Origin of the sequence: Croceicoccus sp. Ery5 (genome assembly GCF_020985325.1) — a bacterium.
In the GTDB taxonomy this organism is placed as follows: Bacteria; Pseudomonadota; Alphaproteobacteria; order Sphingomonadales; family Sphingomonadaceae; genus Croceicoccus.
Window position 1 is genome coordinate 3,186,303 of record NZ_CP087587.1, and the last position, 17,292, is coordinate 3,203,594.

Annotated in this window: 10 protein-coding genes; 4 read left to right on the forward strand and 6 right to left on the reverse strand. The window is 57.9% G+C overall.

Annotated features, from left to right (window positions below):
• The first annotated feature begins 146 nt into the window (after window positions 1–146).
• Window positions 147–1,874, forward strand: a complete 1,728-nt coding sequence (locus LOZ74_RS15250; RefSeq protein ID WP_230291875.1) for a VirD2 family relaxase/mobilization nuclease — start codon at window positions 147–149, stop codon at window positions 1,872–1,874.
• Between the two features lie 168 nt (window positions 1,875–2,042).
• Here LOZ74_RS15250 and LOZ74_RS15255 read toward each other — a convergent pair whose 3' ends face one another.
• Entirely contained in the window at window positions 2,043–3,500 is a 1,458-nt protein-coding gene (locus LOZ74_RS15255) for a caspase family protein (protein WP_230291876.1), read from the reverse strand.
• Window positions 3,501–3,808: 308 nt separating this feature from the next.
• Here LOZ74_RS15255 and LOZ74_RS15260 point away from each other — a divergent pair, with 308 nt between their 5' ends.
• Window positions 3,809–5,815 (forward strand): conjugal transfer protein TraG, encoded by a 2,007-nt coding sequence (locus tag LOZ74_RS15260; protein WP_230291877.1) that lies wholly within the window; start codon window positions 3,809–3,811, stop codon window positions 5,813–5,815.
• Window positions 5,812–6,234, forward strand: a complete 423-nt coding sequence (locus LOZ74_RS15265) for a ribbon-helix-helix protein, CopG family (protein WP_230291878.1) — start codon at window positions 5,812–5,814, stop codon at window positions 6,232–6,234. Before LOZ74_RS15260 ends, LOZ74_RS15265 begins: the two co-directional genes overlap by 4 nt.
• A 287-nt stretch (window positions 6,235–6,521) precedes the next feature.
• Here the strand turns inward: LOZ74_RS15265 and LOZ74_RS15270 are convergent, their stop codons facing one another.
• From LOZ74_RS15270 to LOZ74_RS15290, 5 genes are read right to left on the reverse strand one after another with little or no spacing between them, the layout of a single operon-like run.
• On the reverse strand, window positions 6,522–8,468 hold the full coding sequence (locus LOZ74_RS15270) for a hypothetical protein (protein ID WP_230291879.1): 1,947 nt from the start codon (window positions 8,466–8,468) through the stop codon (window positions 6,522–6,524).
• Window positions 8,465–10,861, reverse strand: coding sequence for a sensor histidine kinase (locus LOZ74_RS15275; protein WP_230291880.1), 2,397 nt, complete (start codon window positions 10,859–10,861; stop codon window positions 8,465–8,467). Before LOZ74_RS15275 ends, LOZ74_RS15270 begins: the two co-directional genes overlap by 4 nt.
• Window positions 10,862–10,900: 39 nt before the next feature.
• Window positions 10,901–11,734, reverse strand: coding sequence for a phosphoadenosine phosphosulfate reductase family protein (locus LOZ74_RS15280; protein ID WP_230291881.1), 834 nt, complete (start codon window positions 11,732–11,734; stop codon window positions 10,901–10,903).
• Window positions 11,731–15,024 carry a hypothetical protein gene (locus LOZ74_RS15285; protein ID WP_230291882.1) on the reverse strand — a complete coding sequence of 1,098 codons (3,294 nt, stop codon included), beginning with the start codon at window positions 15,022–15,024 and terminating at the stop codon, window positions 11,731–11,733. Before LOZ74_RS15285 ends, LOZ74_RS15280 begins: the two co-directional genes overlap by 4 nt.
• A complete protein-coding gene (locus tag LOZ74_RS15290) occupies window positions 15,021–15,959 on the reverse strand; it encodes a DUF4007 family protein (protein WP_230291883.1) in 939 nt (312 codons plus the stop codon). The genes LOZ74_RS15285 and LOZ74_RS15290 overlap by 4 nt, the downstream gene beginning before the upstream one ends.
• A gap of 76 nt (window positions 15,960–16,035) precedes the next feature.
• Here LOZ74_RS15290 and LOZ74_RS15295 point away from each other — a divergent pair, with 76 nt between their 5' ends.
• Window positions 16,036–17,178: a cysteine desulfurase family protein gene (locus LOZ74_RS15295; RefSeq protein ID WP_230291884.1), complete on the forward strand. Its 1,143-nt coding sequence runs from the start codon at window positions 16,036–16,038 to the stop codon at window positions 17,176–17,178.
• Window positions 17,179–17,292: the final 114 nt, after the last annotated feature.

The window sequence follows — 17,292 nt, forward strand, 5'->3', positions numbered from 1 at the left end:
GTGCCGAGCCATCTGCAGCCGGTCGTGGCCTTGTTTTACAAGGCTTTGCGGCGTTCCGCCGCGAGGTGCGCGCCCGATGGCGCGATGTGTAGCATGTGCCGCTTTCCGCCGTTTGTGCGGGCTTGCCGCACATCGCAGGCCCGAACATGACCGACGACAGCGATTTCCGTGTCCGGCCAGGCCGCATCCGCACGCGGGGCGGGCAGCGCGCACGGCCCGCCATCGCGCAGGCTCTTGCCGCCGCCCAACGAGCTGGAGGCCTTGGCGCGGGACGCGCGCGATCTTCAGGTGTGGGGTTTTCGACCTTCGGACGCGGGCGTGCGGCGAGCATTCGCGCCGCCCATCGTCTCGGTGGCCGCGCTCGCAACGTCGTAATCAAGGCGCGCGTGGTCCGGCACGGAGGCCGCTCGTCGCTTGGCGCACATCTCGATTACCTGCAACGCGACGGCGTCACCCGTGATGGCGAGCGTGGCATGCTATTCGGGACTGAGGGCGAGGAATTCGACCGCAGCGAGTTTGCCGCGCGCTGCGAGGATGACCGGCACCATTTCCGCTTTATCGTCTCGCCCGAAGACGCCGCGCAAATGCGCGACCTCAAGACTTTCACGCGGGAACTGATGACGCAGATGGAACGGGATCTCGGCACCCGTCTCGACTGGCGCGGGGTCGAGCACTGGAACACCGACAACCCCCATGTCCATGTCATCGTGCGCGGCGTCGGCGAGGACGGCCGTGATCTCGTGATTGCGCGCGACTACATCCGCGAGGGAATGCGGGCACAGGCGCGCGAGATCGTCACGCAGGAACTCGGCCTGCGCAGCGATCTCGAAATCCACCAGTCGCTGGAGCGACAGGTCAATGCCGAACGCTGGACCGAGCTGGATTACCGATTGGTGCGAGAGCGCGACCGCAACGGCATCATCGACACTGCGCCTGAACGGGGAGTACAGCCTGGCCCCGATCATGCGCTGCGCATCGGCCGCTTGCGCAAACTCGAACGGCTCGGCCTCGCCAGCGAGGTCGCGCCCGGCCAATGGACAATGTCTGGAAATGCCGAGACCGCGCTGCGCGAATTGCAGGCGCGCGGCGACATTATCAAGCGGATGCACCATGCCATGTCGGAGCGGGGCATCGACCGGGGCGCCGCCAGTTTTGTGCTTGAACCCGAACCTGGGCAGCCTCTAATGGGCAGGCTGATCGAGCGTGGGTTGCACGACGAGCTGACCGGCAGGGCCTATGCGATCGTCGACGGCATCGACGGACGCACGCACCATATCCAGCTTCCCGACATCGCCGCAACCGGCGATTGCAGGCCCGGCGCAATCGTCGAGCTAAGGCACTTCGAGGATTGCAAAGGCCGACAGCGGATGGCACTGGCCGTGCGCTCGGACTTCGACCTGAAAGCACAGGTTCGCGCGCTCGGTGCTACCTGGCTCGATCGCCGAAACCTGTCGGGCGATGGACGTGATCTCGGGGGCGGTTTCGGGGCGGAGGTTCGGGTCGCGATGGAAGCACGGGCGGAGCATCTCGCCGACGAGGGCCTGGCTCGGCGGCAGGGGCGACGGATCATCTTCGCCCGCAATCTGCTCAATACACTCCGGAGGCGGGAACTGGATGCCGCTGCCGAGAAACTGTCGACGGAAATCGGCCTGCCGCATACGCCGTCACAAACCGGCGATTACGTCATGGGCACGGTGCGGCAGCGTCTGAACCTTGCCTCGGGTCGCTTCGCCATGATCGACAATGGGCTCGGATTCCAACTCGTGCCCTGGTACCCCTCGTTTGACCGGCAGATGGGCAAGCACATCTCTGGCGTCACGCGTAGCGACGGCGGTGTGGACTGGTCGTTCGGACGAGGCCGGGGAGTAGGGTGAAAACTTCAAGAACTGGGCCGTCAGGGTGCTCGGCTTCTGCCACCTTCTTGAATTGTACATTTCCTAATCTCAACGCGATAATCGAAAGCGTGGCGACCCTTTAGGCGAGATTGGACTGATGAGCTCGACTGCGTTTGAGCCTGTCCGGGTGATGGGAGCTCAGGGTTTCTAGTCTGGCGGACAGCAGCTCCAGCCATAAGGAAACTTCACGGTCGCAATCCCCTTGGCCGGTCGACCATAGGCAAAGGTCAGCAGGTGTCGGGGAATCAGGAGCTGGCAGGCGATCCGATCCTCGAAATCTTCGCGCGTAAGGGTTCTGCGGGGAATCTTCGCGCCTTTCTCAATCTCGAACTCCTCATCCTCCGGGCTAAGTACATTCAATCCGCCGACAAAGATTTTGGTAACGGCATTGTCCGCCATGGAATCGAGCGTGACATCGACCGCCGTCGGCTGATCCTTGCCAGGAAGAACACGAAAGCGGCGGATTTCGGGAAGTAGGCAGCCGGCGATGAAAGCAAAGCTGTCGGCAAGTTCCTTATGCTTCTGCAGCGCGAAGAGCTCGTTGAATCGGCCGGCTTTGGGATCGGCGCGGACCTTTCCGGTGCAGTCGAAGAAAACTTCGAACAGCATACCGTCGAGCAAAGCCTTGCGTTTGGCGTCGGGCATACCTGCAGTCCGCGCGACGAAGTCATGAATGAACTCCATTGCGGAATGCGAATTGCCGCACGCGGACTGGTAAATGTTGCGCCCCAGAACGAATAGCGCGTCGCGGCCGAACTTCGAAATATGGGCGGCCTTGAGCCCGGAGATGGCCGGGTTCTGCTTAGGCCAGGTCAGAGACTTGAGCTTCCTAATCACTTGATGCGAAGCGCGCGCTTCGTCGAGAATGTAGAGCTCATCGCTCAAAGCGGTTGGCCCGTATTCGGTGATCCGCTTGGCTATTCCGAGATTAAAATAGAATTCTCCAGCCAGCGAAGTGTGTTCCCATGAAATCTGTTTGCCTCCCGTCGTCACGTTTAAGCTATTGCGGACGCGCTTGAACATGGCTTCAATGGAGCAGTCCTGAGCATCGATATGCTGCAACAAAGCGGCGGTATAGGCCCCATTGCGCCCCTTGCCATCGGAAGCGAACTGCCCTGGGGAAGTCGCATACGCGATGATCGTGCCGCGCGGTGCATAGACCGGCGCAAGCCCCCGAGCACCACCACGATGCCAGTTGCGCTCGAAAGGGTTGTCGCGGCAGGCATCGAGAATAATGATATTGGTCGCGGTGCCCGCCTTCTCCATCCGGTCGATGACGCGGTTTAGTGCCAGCGAAGAATGCTTAGCCTCCACCTCATCATCAATCACCGTGTCGATTGCTGCGAGATAGTTGTCGCCGTCGATCTGGAATCCATGGCCAGCAAAGAAGAAGAGGCCGACGTCTTGGTCGGCGAGATCGGCTTTGAATGCGCGTAGAGCCCGGTCCATCTGCTTGTAAGTCGCGTCGATGAGCGTCGTGGCATCGAAGCCGCAGCGTTCGAGCCGCTCGGCGATGTCTTCGGCGTCATGGACCGGATTCTTGAGCTTGCTAGCTTTGGCGTACTTGCTGTTGCCAATAATAAGTGCGGAAAGGGATCGGGACATCGGCTTTTTCGTGTGAGGGGGAAGTGTAGTCTTGGCATTCCTATAGCACGAGACTTTCTTGTGAAGCGGGTGCCTTTAGCAGGCTGCGATTAGGGACCCCAGTGCAACCAAGCGCCGCAGAGTCCTGCATTCGGAATTGCTGGATATCCCTCGAAGTGTTCAAATGTGCAGCGCGGAGTCGGCATTTCGCGTCCCTGCGGCATAAGCCGACTCCGCCATTGCCTGTCTTTCTTCGCCACGCTGCGCTGGACACGATTATCCCTTGAATCCGTGCCTTGCTGACCTCCTCCTTACGAGAAGGAGGTCTAATGTCTGCGACCAAGATATTGTGGGGCCAGGTCATCGCCGTCTTGCTGATCGTGCTGATTGCGATCTGGAGCGCGACCCAATGGACGGCAGCAGCACTGGCCTTTCAGCCGGAACTGGGACCGCCTTGGTTCTTTTTGGGTGAGTGGCCCGTCTATCCGCCGCCAGCCTTCTTCTGGTGGTGGTTTGCATTCGACGCTTATGCCCCGGAGATATTCAGGACAGGAGCTTACATCGCCGTGTCGGGCGGATTCACAGCTGTCATCGTCGCCATTGGTATGTCGGTCTGGCGCGCTCGGGAAACGCGAAACGCTGAGACCTATGGGTCCGCACGCTGGGCGACCATGGGAGAAGCTCGGACCGCCGGGCTGTTGCGTGACGAGGGTGTCGTTCTCGGCCGTCTCGGATCGGACTATCTGCGCCATCACGGACCCGAGCATGTGCTGTGCTTCGCTCCGACCCGCAGCGGCAAGGGCGTCGGTCTGGTTGTGCCGTCGCTGCTTACATGGCCTGGCTCCGCGATCGTTCACGATATCAAGGGAGAGAACTGGCAGCTCACGGCGGGCTTTCGCGCACGTCACGGCCGCGTATTGCTGTTCGATCCGACCAATGCTGCATCGGCAGCATACAATCCGCTGCTCGAAATTCGCAAAGGCGCCTGGGAAGTGCGCGACGTGCAGAATGTCGCTGACGTCCTGGTCGATCCGGAAGGCAGCCTTGAAAAGCGCAACCATTGGGAGAAGACCAGCCATGCACTGCTGGTCGGCGCAATCCTACATGTTCTCTATGCTGGTGAAGACAAGACGCTCGCCGGCGTCGCCGCGTTCCTGTCGGACCCCCGACAGCCTATCGAGTCGACGCTACGCGCGATGATGACCACGCCGCATCTGGGTAAGGCAGGTGTCCATCCCGTCGTCGCCAGCGCCGCGCGGGAGCTGTTGAATAAGTCGGCGAACGAACGATCGGGTGTGCTCAGCACGGCCATGTCTTTCCTGGGTCTCTATCGCGATCCCGTCGTCGCACAGGTGACGCGTAGCTGCGAATGGCGCATAGCGGATCTGGTCGAGAGCGATGTGCCGATCACACTCTATCTGGTCGTGCCGCCCAGCGACATCTCGCGCACCAAGCCGCTCATCCGCCTGATCCTCAACCAGATCGGACGGCGGCTGACCGAGGATTTGCAGGCCCGGCAGTCACGCCACCGCCTGCTTCTGATGCTCGACGAGTTTCCCGCACTCGGGCGGCTCGATTTCTTCGAGAGCGCGCTGGCCTTCATGGCGGGCTATGGCATCCAGAGCTTTCTGATCGCCCAGAGCCTCAACCAGATCGAGAAAGCATATGGGCCGAACAACGCGATCCTCGACAACTGTCATGTGCGCGTGTCGTTTGCCACCAATGACGAACGTACCGCCAAGCGCATTTCGGACGCGCTCGGCACCGCTACCGAGATGCGCGCGATGAAAAACTATGCGGGCCATCGCCTGTCGCCCTGGCTCGGGCACCTGATGGTATCGCGCTCGGAAACCGCCCGACAACTCCTTACGCCGGGCGAGGTGATGCAGCTTCCACCCGACGACGAGATCGTCATGGTCGCCGGTATCCCGCCAATTCGGGCGAAGAAGGTTCGCTACTACAAGGACCGGCGATTCACCGAAAGGGTTGCTTCACCGCCGGATATGGGAGGCGCAGCACGCAAGATGTGTCTCGATGATTGGAGCGGCCTGAGTCCAATCGTTGCGCCGCCGGTGTCTGAACCGGCACCGGTAGACAAGTTTGATGACGTATCGGGCGAGGATGGCGAGGCCGAAAATGCCGGGTTGCGCCGACAGCCCGATTTGGAACGTCATGTCGATATCTCACCGGCTCCCAAATCCGCGCCAGCCAACGAGTTCGAACCGGACGATCCCGAACCGGATAGCGATACCGCACGGCAAGCCACCGTGCGCCGTCAGGTGCGGATCGTAGCGCGGCAGGCGTCACTCGATCCCGATGACGGTATTGAACTGTGACGACCAAGGCGCGACTTTCGGTCTATCTCGACCAGGAACTTATGCAGGCGCTGGCTGCCTATGCCGACCGGCGCGGGCAATCGCGTTCGCTGATTGCCGAGGCAGCTATAGCTTCCTTTCTGTCACCCGATGGCGACGAGCGCCGCGAGGCGGCGATGACAAAGCGTATTGACCGACTTGACCGTAAGGTGGCGCGGCTTGAACGTGATCTTGGCATCAGCGTCGAGATGATCGCGCTATTCGTTCGTTTCTGGCTGACATCCACTCCGCCACCGCCGGAAAGCGAACGCGCGGTGCTACGCAGCTTAGGTGGAGATCGCTACGATGCTTTCATTGAAGCGTTGGGAAGAAGGCTCGCCAGCGGACGGAGGGTTGGTCAAGAGGTTGTGGAGGATCGAATTCCATCCGAGGAGAAATGACCGCTAGTTCGGACAGTCCGGTTAGTCCGCTTCAAGATTGAAAACTGACTGAAGCCGACGTTTGTTCATGAGATCCGGCGCGACAGCTTCTCGCCCCAGTCTCAGTCGTGGGAGCTCTACTTGAGAACAGCTAAAGGCAAGGTTGACGTGATGTGGTGGACGATCTCCGCACCAGCTTAGCTGTGGCATGATGTGGTCATCTCAGCCGGTATCTTCCAGAACGCCGTAAACTCGGCATCGATCGGACGGCGATGTAGCTTCTAGAATAGGGCCTTGGGATTCACAGTCTACCCCTCATCATCAACTTGAATTTGGACAATGAGACCCGCTCGTGAGAGGTTCTCCCCTAGCTGCTCCACGATGTCGTCACCTTTCACAATCGTGGCGACCTTGTCGATCTTCGGTTTTTTATCATCCGATTCGGGTTGTTCTTCATTGAGTTTGAGCAAGCCTGCCGCTTTGGGACCGCTCATGGGCAACTCGATACCCTGAAAGCCCGACCTAAAGATCTGTCGGCTGCGGGTCTGCTCTTTGAGCGTTTCGAACATTGGGCGGCTGCGCGCTGACACGGGCGCGAGATCAACTGCGAGCAGGGCAGCAGTTACCTCTTCCTCGCAATTGGAATCGAAAATAGCGGCCACAAACTGTCCTCGACGCGGGATAAGCACGTTTCCCGTGATTCCGACACCTTCAGGCAAGGCAATCCGTTGGGTTCCGCCCTGCTGCAAAGGGAGGTGGAGATCGGCTCGAAAGCGCAAAGATCGCGGGAGTGGGGCAAGTTCTCCGACGCGTCCGACATTGGATAGCAATTGCTGTCGTAGACTTAGGGCTGTTCCCTCGCGTAGCCTAGCCACGATCGACATGTCTCCTCTGACCGGGTGGAGCAGTCGCTTGGCTTGCTTCAGGTTGATCGTACGCAAGTCGCCAAAGTTCCAGTCGATCTGAAACCTTTGACCTCCCTGCAAGACCAGTACCGGAGTGGTGCTTGCGGTCACCGCAAGCCCGGGTTTAGCCATGTCAATTTCCTTGAGCGCCCCAGTAACAAGCAATGCCGTTGTCAATCCGTCCTTTCGGATCAGATCACATTCCGGCGACGCAACAAAGAAAACAAGGTCGTGGCGGCCCGAAAAGAAGCCGCGACGCTTCACAGGAATTCCAGGCTTGGTTCCCAGGATGTCGCCAAATGCTATCGGCCACTCGGCACCGGTCGCATGAGCGCGGCGCTTTGGATTGACGAAGAGGGTTTGCTCCAGAACGGCGTATGTATCTCGATCGTTCGAAATCATCAGCGGCGCAGGATCGTCCGCCATCCCATCAAGCGGGATGGCCGCGTCCAGCACCGCACTGTGAGATTCGATCTCATATTGGAGCACTCGATCAAAGACGTCGAGCATGTAGCTGGACGTGTTGAGTCCCTCAAAGCGGAGCAGCATGCTCCGGATGTGTTGCAGGTCATCAATGTCAATTTTGCGGAGCGTGCCAGCCGCTGCGCGGACCGCCTCGATGGCCTTTCTTTCCCAGGTCTCCACGAAGGTGGCCAGCGCCTGGCTGTCGGACCGTTGGGACGCGAGGGTTAGGATCAGCCCCTCCATGCGCCCAGGCTTGGCCAGATCGTTCTTTCTAATATGTCGGAAGGCAGATGCATGGAGCTGAACGTCCTGGCGGAAATCCTTCGCCAGTTCGTTGATGCCTGGAACCTGCGACATGAGGACAATCGATGGGAGTGGACGGTCCCCGCGCCGCTCAAGCACTTGCTTGAGGCGCTCGACGGTTAGTTCGCGATCCTCCGCCCCTTGTTGGATCCCTAGGAATAAGTCGATGACGATCAGGTCGGCTTCAATGGCTGCGTCGACGAAATCCCGCCCGCAAGTTCGATAGGGAATCTCAAGAGCAGCTAAGGCAGCTTCGGCCGCGTCCAGAAAGGGGCGATTGTCTGATAATTTTTGCGCATAGTCGTCAAAGAGGCCACCGAGCAAGTCTTCGACGGCGTCTCGTGCCTGCCAAAGCGCATCGATAAAATCTTGATTGTTCCGCAACTCTTCCCGGTTTTCCGGATCATATTCGGGAAAGATTGCCGCAATCCGCTCCGCTGCGGCCCCTTGGGCGTCATCAAACAAGCTGTCCCACGCACCCTCGCCGCGCAATTCAGCGACTTGTGGAGCTTCGTCATAGCCATCATCCACGATGATTGCAGAGCGAATACCAGCATCGCGCACCTGCTGCCTGTCGCTCAAGTGCCTTCCCCGACCACGCGATAATCAAATGTTGAGAAGCGACCTTCGTCGTTGAACTCGTCTGGATCCAAGATAAGTGCTCCGCCGTTATGCTCGGCAGCCTCCCGGGCGATATAGAGGCCTAAGCCGCGTCGCCGACTCTTGTCCTTGAGAGAGAAGAAGAGATCGAAGATGCGGTCCTTGTACTGCTTGGACACTCCTGGACCATTGTCAGAGAACCGGATCCGTGGCGGGTTGTCTTCGACTGAAAGTGTCAGCTCCGGTCTAAACGACATCTTTCGCTGCCTTTCGACATCCATCCAGTAGACAGAGTTGGAGATCAGATTTTCCAAGACCTGCACGACCATGCCTTTGACTGCAGACACCTGCACCGATCGCTCAGGTAGCAAGACGTTCAATTTGATCTGATGTCGCTCGAACTGCGCTTCATGAGCGTCTAGGATCTCGGTCACGAGCTCGTCCAGGTTAAACCGCTCTTTGCGCTGTCGGCCCGTCACGCTGAGAGGATCGAGAATCCGCAGCCGTTTGCTGATGCTCGTCATTGACGCCCTGAGGCTTTCAAGCCGGCGGCGAATTTCATCAGGCACGGACTTGCGCTTCAGGCTATTGAGAACGTCAAGCGCGTCTTCGGCGGATCGTGTAAGCTCGTGCGCGACAACTTCCACCATCAAGCCGATCCCCGCCATGGCGAGCATTTGATCCGCATCCTTTTCCATGTCGGCGATGCGTTCGCGCGCTTGCGCCGCATATCGTGCGAATTCCTCGCGCATCAGTTCCAACTCTTGCACGACTTCGCGATGTTCGGAGGGAACGACCTTACGAATTGACTGGATCGCGGTTTTCATCCGCTTTTCGAGATCGGCCGTTTTGGTTTCGTCGGCGATGAAGGGTTCTTTCGCGTCCTTCTGCTCCTTCGTGACGCGGTTCATTTCGTCGCGGAGACGCTCCACCGCAAATTGGACCGTCTCCCTCAAAATCGCCTCTTCAGGCGTCTGCCGCAAACCTTCACGATTGGTTTGATCGACGAGTTGCGGGTTTTGCAGCCGACCGATCTCTACTTGGCCGACGAGTTGAATCCGGTTGAGAGCATAGCCTTTTGACGCAAGAGCGGTCTTGTCCAGCTCAAGCCAATCGTCGTCTTCGGAACCGTAGGGATAGACCCGGAAGCCGTCGCGATAGAGGCGCACGCCCATCCACTGATCGAGCAGGTTGCGTAGGGCCTGGTATTCACCCGTCGATTTGCCCTTCCTCAGGATCGATCGGTTAAACCAATAGAGCTCGAATTCGAACGGCCCCACTCGATTCAGCGCGGAATAGTCGATATCCCGCTTGTTCATCCGTCGACGTTTTGCCTTCGGACCAACAAGCGCGCCATGCAGAACGTCCGCCGTGGCGATTTCAACGCTCACTTCCTTCGGATGCGTGAAGCCGATGTTGTTAAGTTCAATCCTGAGCTCAAGCTCCGGGCCGGCTTTGCCTAGGCGGTACTTGCCGCTGACCAAAGCATTGGCGTGCGACAAGAAACTTCTTTCCAGCCGCCGGATATTGACCCTCTTGCCATTCCAGAAAACCGCGATGCGCTGACCGGAAACCTTGCCTAAGGGATTCACAAGGAGCGAAAAGTCATCAATTGCCAAGCGATCGACCCGCTTTTCACTCCAGTCGGCGTTCAGCTTCCCGATCTTTATGTCGGTCCCACTGAAATCGGGATCGTCCTTCTTGCTACCCTTCTTGGGTTTGACGTCGATATCCTCGATCATTTTCGACGCGTCATCGAATTCAGCCCAGTCGATATCGATGAGATTGAAGTGGGCGTCGTTCGCCCTCGTGGTTCGAACAGAAAGGCGATCGCCAAGACGCATGGCCGATAAGCGGCCGATCCCCTTTTCCCCTAGAAACGGCGCGCGCGATTTCCCACCAGCAATGGCGGCATCGATTTCGCTCTTTCTGGATGATGTTCCGATCACGAGGAAGACTGTATCGAGCTCCTTCAAGGACATGCCCGATCCAGTATCCGAGATCGTAATTGAGTTCAGATCATTGATCTGTTCGAGCGCTTCCAGCAAGGCTTGGTATGTGTCGGCTTGCTCAATGAGATCACTGGCATCATCCCAGGCGGCCTCGGCCTCGGTGTTGAGCTTGCGCGAGATGTCCTCTTTCAGATCCTCCAGGTCAGGGATCTCATCATCGATTTCGCCCTCGATCGCGCCAAGGATCTCCGACTTGGATTCCTGATAATCCCGGCGTCCGAGAACAATATCAAACTTTATTGCTACGCCATTCTTTGAACCGGCATCGATTCCGTTCTTGATCAGCTCATAAAACGCAATCGCATCGGAACTGATGAGCTCCGATCCCAATTCCAAGATTGTTCGTGCCGTCACCTTGAACATGCAGGGACCATAAACCGGAAACCTTCAAATTTAACAATGTTACTTATGGCAAGTCAGGCATGCTTTGGCCGCTCCGCCATAGACATCGTCCAGATCGATCGAAGCGTTTGGTCGCAATGGGTTGCCTTGAAGCCGAGACTGCGCTCGCTCGAGACGCTTTTGATGTTCGTCTCTTATCTGTTCCTGCCGCTCCGGCTGCTCGAGCTCGGAGAGAGATTCTCCGTGGCTCCAGGTGAAGGGGGAGCCGTGCTCGATCGCATTCTTCTCATACTGTTTGGCCTCTTCGAACGCCTCTGGGTGTCGCTCACGCAGGCGCACCCACTCAATCTTCTGCTGAAAAAAACAAAATGTGCAGCCACTGCGGGTCCGCCAGCCATAATAGTCTGGCAGGCCAAGACCCGAACCTTCGAGAATTTCGATGACGCCGGTCTTGTCAATACCGCTGTCCTTGAATGGTAGGCTGATAAGCAGCTTGTCTTTGTTGGACTGGTAACCTTCGCGATATTCTTCATCGCTGCGAATGGCGACGTAGGAGATGACGGTCTCACCGGCATCCAAAAACTGCCGAACCCACCGCTCGAAAGGACGGAGCTTCAACTGCCGGGTACACCACCGCGATTGCGGTGACGGAAGGTAGCTCTTGTAACTCTTTAGCCAAAAATCGAAATCGCGATCAGGGTTCAAGCGCAGTATGGATTTGCCAAGATAGCCCTCCAGCCGTGTGAGGTATCTGTAGACCTCGGGCAATTCCTTTCCGGTATCGGTGAAGAAATATTCGACATCAATCTCGGGATGCCGTTGACGCATGAAAACTGCCAACGCAGCGCTGTCTCTCCCACCGGATAGGCCCAAGACATGGCGGGTTCTGCTCATGCCCTTTCGCCAACGCGAAATTGCCTGTCAGAGTCGATGTACTTCGATGTCACCTCTACAAGAGCGGCTAGGATTATGTCTCGGCGCTGCTGGTCCGCTTTGCTCAGCGCCTTGTCGACTATGTTGGCCAAATTCTCGACATCGTGTCGGTCGATATCCGCCACCTCGAATTCACGGAAGAGTGATTGCCGTGCTGAATCCTTGCCGACCACCACCGCGAGCGCGTGACGGCGGTCTTTACGTCCTTTCACCCGCGCCATTGTCTCCGTTTTCAGGAAGGACGCCGCAAGTTCCACTATTCCGACGGCTGCACGCTCGCGATCGCCGTCATTCCAATCTCGGGGCAATTTGTTGGCGGCGATACTTGCCACGCCCTCCATATCCTCGCGTGTCCCGTGAAATTGGGTCAAACGACCGACGAACGCTTCAAGCCGCAAGTCACCCCCAATCTGGCGGATATTGTCGGCCCGTCCGCGCAGATTTTTGAGTGCGTCTTCATCCTGCCCTCGGACATCGAGTTCGCGCAGCATGAGACCTTTGAGTTCATCAAGGACCTTGGGATAGGCTGCCCGCATTTCTGCCAGCGCATCTCTCAGAAGGAGGGCGGTTCCCTTCGGATCAAAGTGGCCGTCAGGTAACGGCTCTGTCAGTCGAGGCAAATCATCAAACAGGAGCTTGTTGGGATCGTTGGCCCGCTTGAGGATCTCGCGGACTTGAAGCGTGCGGGGTGAAAGTGATTGGGTTCGCGCTGTCCAGGGCACAAGCTCGTCGAATTCACCAATAATGGTTCGCGCAACAAGCAGAGGTTCGGCTGCGCCTTTAAGCTTCAAGAGACCACCTAGCTCGGCAAGTGTTTCCCCCACGAAACCTTCCATTTCAACGCGGCGCAACCCAATATCCTTGGCGTTCCTTGCCAGGAATTCGACACAAAGCTCGTTGAAACTGCTTTGAAAGACGCCTTCGCCATACACGGCTACGCGCGCGCGCCTAGACAATATGTAGGCGGCAATAAACACAGGACCCAGTCCGGTCTTCAGTCCGATCGGATCCTTTCCCCAAGTCTGTATGATTTCGTCCGCAGTCACTATGCCATGTTCGGCGGTAGCCAGCAAAGCATCTGCCTCCCGCCAAAGCGGATGCAACTTGCCACTGGGCTCCGGCGCTCGGAATTCCCCATCAATATGCAGACCAGTTTCCTGCAAGAGGGAAATGTAGAGCCCGCGTTCTGCTGGATAGTTCTTGCCTTCGAAGCCAAGGCTTGGTTCGGAGCCCCGCATCGCCATCCGCTTCATAAGTTTGGTTCGCGCGCTGACCGCATTTGAAGACGGTTCAGAGCAGTTTAGGAGTTCGTTGCGAATTTCAGGAGCGTCGCTGAAGATCGTTTCTGCAAGGCATGACAAGTGCTCATTCAGCAGGCGCTTGGATAGGGCGCGCGGCTGTTCGGTGCCGTCATACCAAAGGCATTCTCCGATCAGCCCGTGCAAATTGTCCTCGAGCTTTTGCCGCACTTCTGTGATGCGTGAATCGATTTCACGCCGCGCTATTGGATCTCCGCGCAATTCGGGGAAACGGGTCCCGAGGCGGCTTAGTCCGGTAAGCTCTCGCGCCAGTTCAAGTAGCCTGCCAGCGTTTGGGTGATGCCCGATCAGGAGGCGGTGAGAGTCATAGGTTCGGATCGCACTTTCATAGGCGCCGATTGCCTCGGCGGCCGTCTCGCTCTGTGTTGGCAACGGAAATATGATGCGTCCGATGATCTCCTGCGAGCGCTTGGGAACATCCAGGGTATTCAGTCTGGAAACAGGTTCGATCGACATCTCGAACCATCTCATTGCTCCAGTCTTTTCGTGATGACGCTTTGCCAAGAGTGGCTGCAGGTCTGCAAGCACGCGGACCAAGTTGAGATCGACTTCGGTAGTCTCGGCGATTGCCTCCTGAAGTCTTGCTTCGACGTCGAAGTCGGATCCAGCATAAAGTACGTAGATTCCGGTGTGCTTGCGGAAGACGATTTCTGATTGGCGCTCCAGAAGTGTCAGCGCGCGGTCCACCTCCGCTCGATCGACATCGTAGAGCGCCAACGCAATCGTTTCAGGCTGTGCGGCAAGACCTGACTTGTCCTTGAAAAGATCGAGGACTGCTATCGTTTGCAACGCCTTCAATTCGGTGTCATTTGCCCCTCGGGCCGTTGCTCTCTCGATGACGTCGTGCGCCAATGCCCAACGCCGCCCATCGGGAGACGAGAGAATGGCAGCTTCGAAATTGGCCTCCAGATAGCTCCACAGAAGGTGCGGTCCGTACACCCAATCAGGGGATTCGCCGGCCAAAGCATCCTGAAGACCAAAGGGTTCAGCGGAGCTGAGAAAGGAGAAGATGCTTCGCTGGTTCTGACCAAATCGTCTTCGGGACAAAGGACCCAAAAGACATGCAGTGAAGGGATGAAGCGGCGCGGTTCGCGCTAGCTTGCCGGCCAACCGTTTGGCCTCGGACTTACCCTTTGCAGGCCTGAGATGATCGACGCATGTCTCGGCGAGGGGGAGCGCCTTTCGGACCGCGCGGTGGTGGCCTAGCGCCTCGCCCACAAGTTCGATGGACTCTTCAAGCGACACGGAAATCGAAATATCAACATAGCGGCCTTGGATTTTCGCCCAGGAATCCCGCACTTTTCGGCTGAGGCGTTCGGCATATTCTTCGAATGCCTGATGCAAGACACCGAGAATGATAAGCCTGCCTTGGCTTCTTGACGCAAGTTCCGCAATGTCCTGGAGAAGATGTATGTCACCTTCACCGTCGGCCGCAGCTTCAAGCCCCCGTCCGAGTTCATCCAAAATGAGAAGGAGGCCGCGGTCGCTTGATCGTCTTTGGAGTTCTGCAAGGATAGCAGCCGGTGTTGCATCTGCCGAAAGCTCCAGACGTTCAGCGATTTGTGCCGAAATGGAGCGACGCTCCACGACCAATGGCAATACGTCCCAGCGCGCGGGGAAATGGGGCAGTGCCGCCTTTAAGGCATTAGTAGCCGCCGCCCCGAACAGCGACGCGGCTTGATCGCGGATAGGCTTTGGTGCGCCGAACAGGCAGGCAAGTGCCAGTGCCAAGCTGGACTTGCCTCCTCCATAAGGCCCCGTCCAGGTGAATGCGCCTTGCTCGGTATCGGCGATATGCGCGGCCATGAAGGCAATCGCAGCCTGAAACGATGGGGGGCAAAAGAAACCATCAATGGCAGTAGCGGAAGCAAAATCAGCGTCGATCCGCACCGAGCGGCGAAATCGCGGTGTGATTGCTATGGGATCGCTCATGCTGCTTGCCGCACCAGTCCACGAACAAGCGCATCACGCAAATTGCTTTGCTCGCGATCTGCCCGACGATTGTCCTTCCGAATGATCTGCCGCAAGCCGGCGGTTTCAGACCAGACAAGCGCACCGCCTGACGTGTCCTCGAGGCGTTCGAGCCGTTCAACGATGTCCTCTTCATCCAACAGGAAGACTCTACCCGGCGATCGCGGCGCATAGGCTGCGTTCTCGAACGACATGGTGTTTTGCGACGGAGCAAAATTCGCCCAGAATGCGTTGAGGCAGAACAGGAACACAGCATCAGGTAAGCTTGGCTTACGCCCACGCGAAAGCCGCGATCGCTGCTTATCCATGGGGCGGATGAGTCCGAGTTCGGCTAGGATCGAGTCTCCTGCATCGCCTGAGCCCCGGCCACCGATATAGGTTCTCAGCAGGCATTGGAGGTCTCGATCCACCGTCGTGGCGGCTACCCTGCTCCAACCGCATTCCTGTGCGAGCGCCTGCAGAGCGGTTACGATATCTTGCCTAACAAAGCTGCCTCCACGGAACTCGTTGAACAGCCAATAGGCTGACGTCAGTCGGGTGCGCGCTGCCAAATGCCAATGGAGAAGCCAAAGTGAAGCGTCTTCTTCGAGATAGGGATCGATCCCGTCAGGCCCAAATAGCATGTCGCCCAACCAACCGGTTGCGAGGCCTTCCTCCGTTTCATCGAGTATCCCGGCGCCCGTCGCCCAATATCTTATTGCGCCGACCATATTTCGACCGACGCCGAAGCGCGCAATCGATTCCGGGTCGCGAAAGACATGCACAGCGTCCTTAGGCGACGAGGCGACGCTGACGGCTTGGTAAGCCTTTTGCAGCCATCCGTAGCGCAGAGGAAACGTCTCATGCCCCGAAAAGCATGGACGGTACTGATCACTTTTTAGTTCTTGGCCACTCACTTCGCCTCCTGGGGCTGTCATCCAGTAGGAAACCCTATAGAAGCTACTGGATACATCGTCCAGCACTGAGGGCACCGTGGAAGTTGGAGACAGCATTTACCTCGACTATCAGGCGGCAACGCCGTTGGACGGCCGAGTCTTGCAGGCGATGGAGGCGGCGTACGCGACGCATTTCGCCAATCCGCATTCGGCCGATCATGTCCTAGGATGGCGAGCAGCCGCAGCCATCGAAACTGCTTCAGCTCAAGTCGGCAGTCTTTTCGGGCTTGGAGCCGATGACGTGACGTTTACCTCGGGCGCGAGCGAAGCGAACGCCATGGCGCTTAAGGCAGCCCAAGCCATTGCGTCCCAAACGGGTCGAACAGAGGTTCTAATTGGCGCGGCAGATCATGGATCCATCCGCAATGAGGCAGAGAGCCGCGATTTGAGGGTAAAGTACATTCCCCTCGATAGCCGTGGGGCACCTGATCCTAGCCAATTGCAAGCAATGCTAAGTGGGAAAGTTGCGCTCGTATCAGTTGTGGGCGTGAACAACGAAAATGGAGCTATCGCGGAGCTAGGAGAGATAGCAGCCCTTTGTCGATCCCATGGGGCGGTCTTTCACGCTGACTTGGCGCAGGCGCCACTCGCCATGGACATTGATTTGATTGGCCTCGACATCCCCTTCGCGACGATCTCTGCGCACAAGCTATATGGCCCCAAGGGGGTCGGCGCACTGCTAGCGGGCCCCGGATCTTCTGCCTTGATCAAGCCGGTCATCGTTGGCGCGGGCCAACAAGGCGGACGGCGTGGCGGAACAATGCCCACGGAGTTGATTATGGGGTTTGGCGAAGCCTGCCGGATCATTTCAACCGAAGGATCTGCGGAGCGTGATCGTGTCGCATTACTCAGAGATAAATTTGTCCACATTATAGAGGAAAAACAAATAGCTAAGCTAGTCGGTGGGCGAGATGGGCGTCACCCAGGCAATGCGTTCATGCAATTTCGCGGGCAAAACGCGGCGGACCTGTTGGCTCGCTTGCAGCCGCAGATTGCGGCTTCAACCCAATCCGCTTGCTCGTCAGGAACAATGGAACCCTCACATGTCTTAAGTGCCATGGGGCTCGATCGTGAGGCTGCCTCAGAATGCATACGCTTTAGCTTCGGGCGGTTTTCGAACGATCAGCAGATCGATCGTGCGATTGCCATCATCGGAGGGGCGATCGAGCAAGTTCTCTAAGGGCCTTCACATTGCATGAAAGTGCCGAAAGCTTCCCTCCTGTCACTACCCGGCGGCCAGGGGTTTTCCTACGCCATTCCCTGTCTTTCTTCGCCGGACTGCGAAGCACGTATT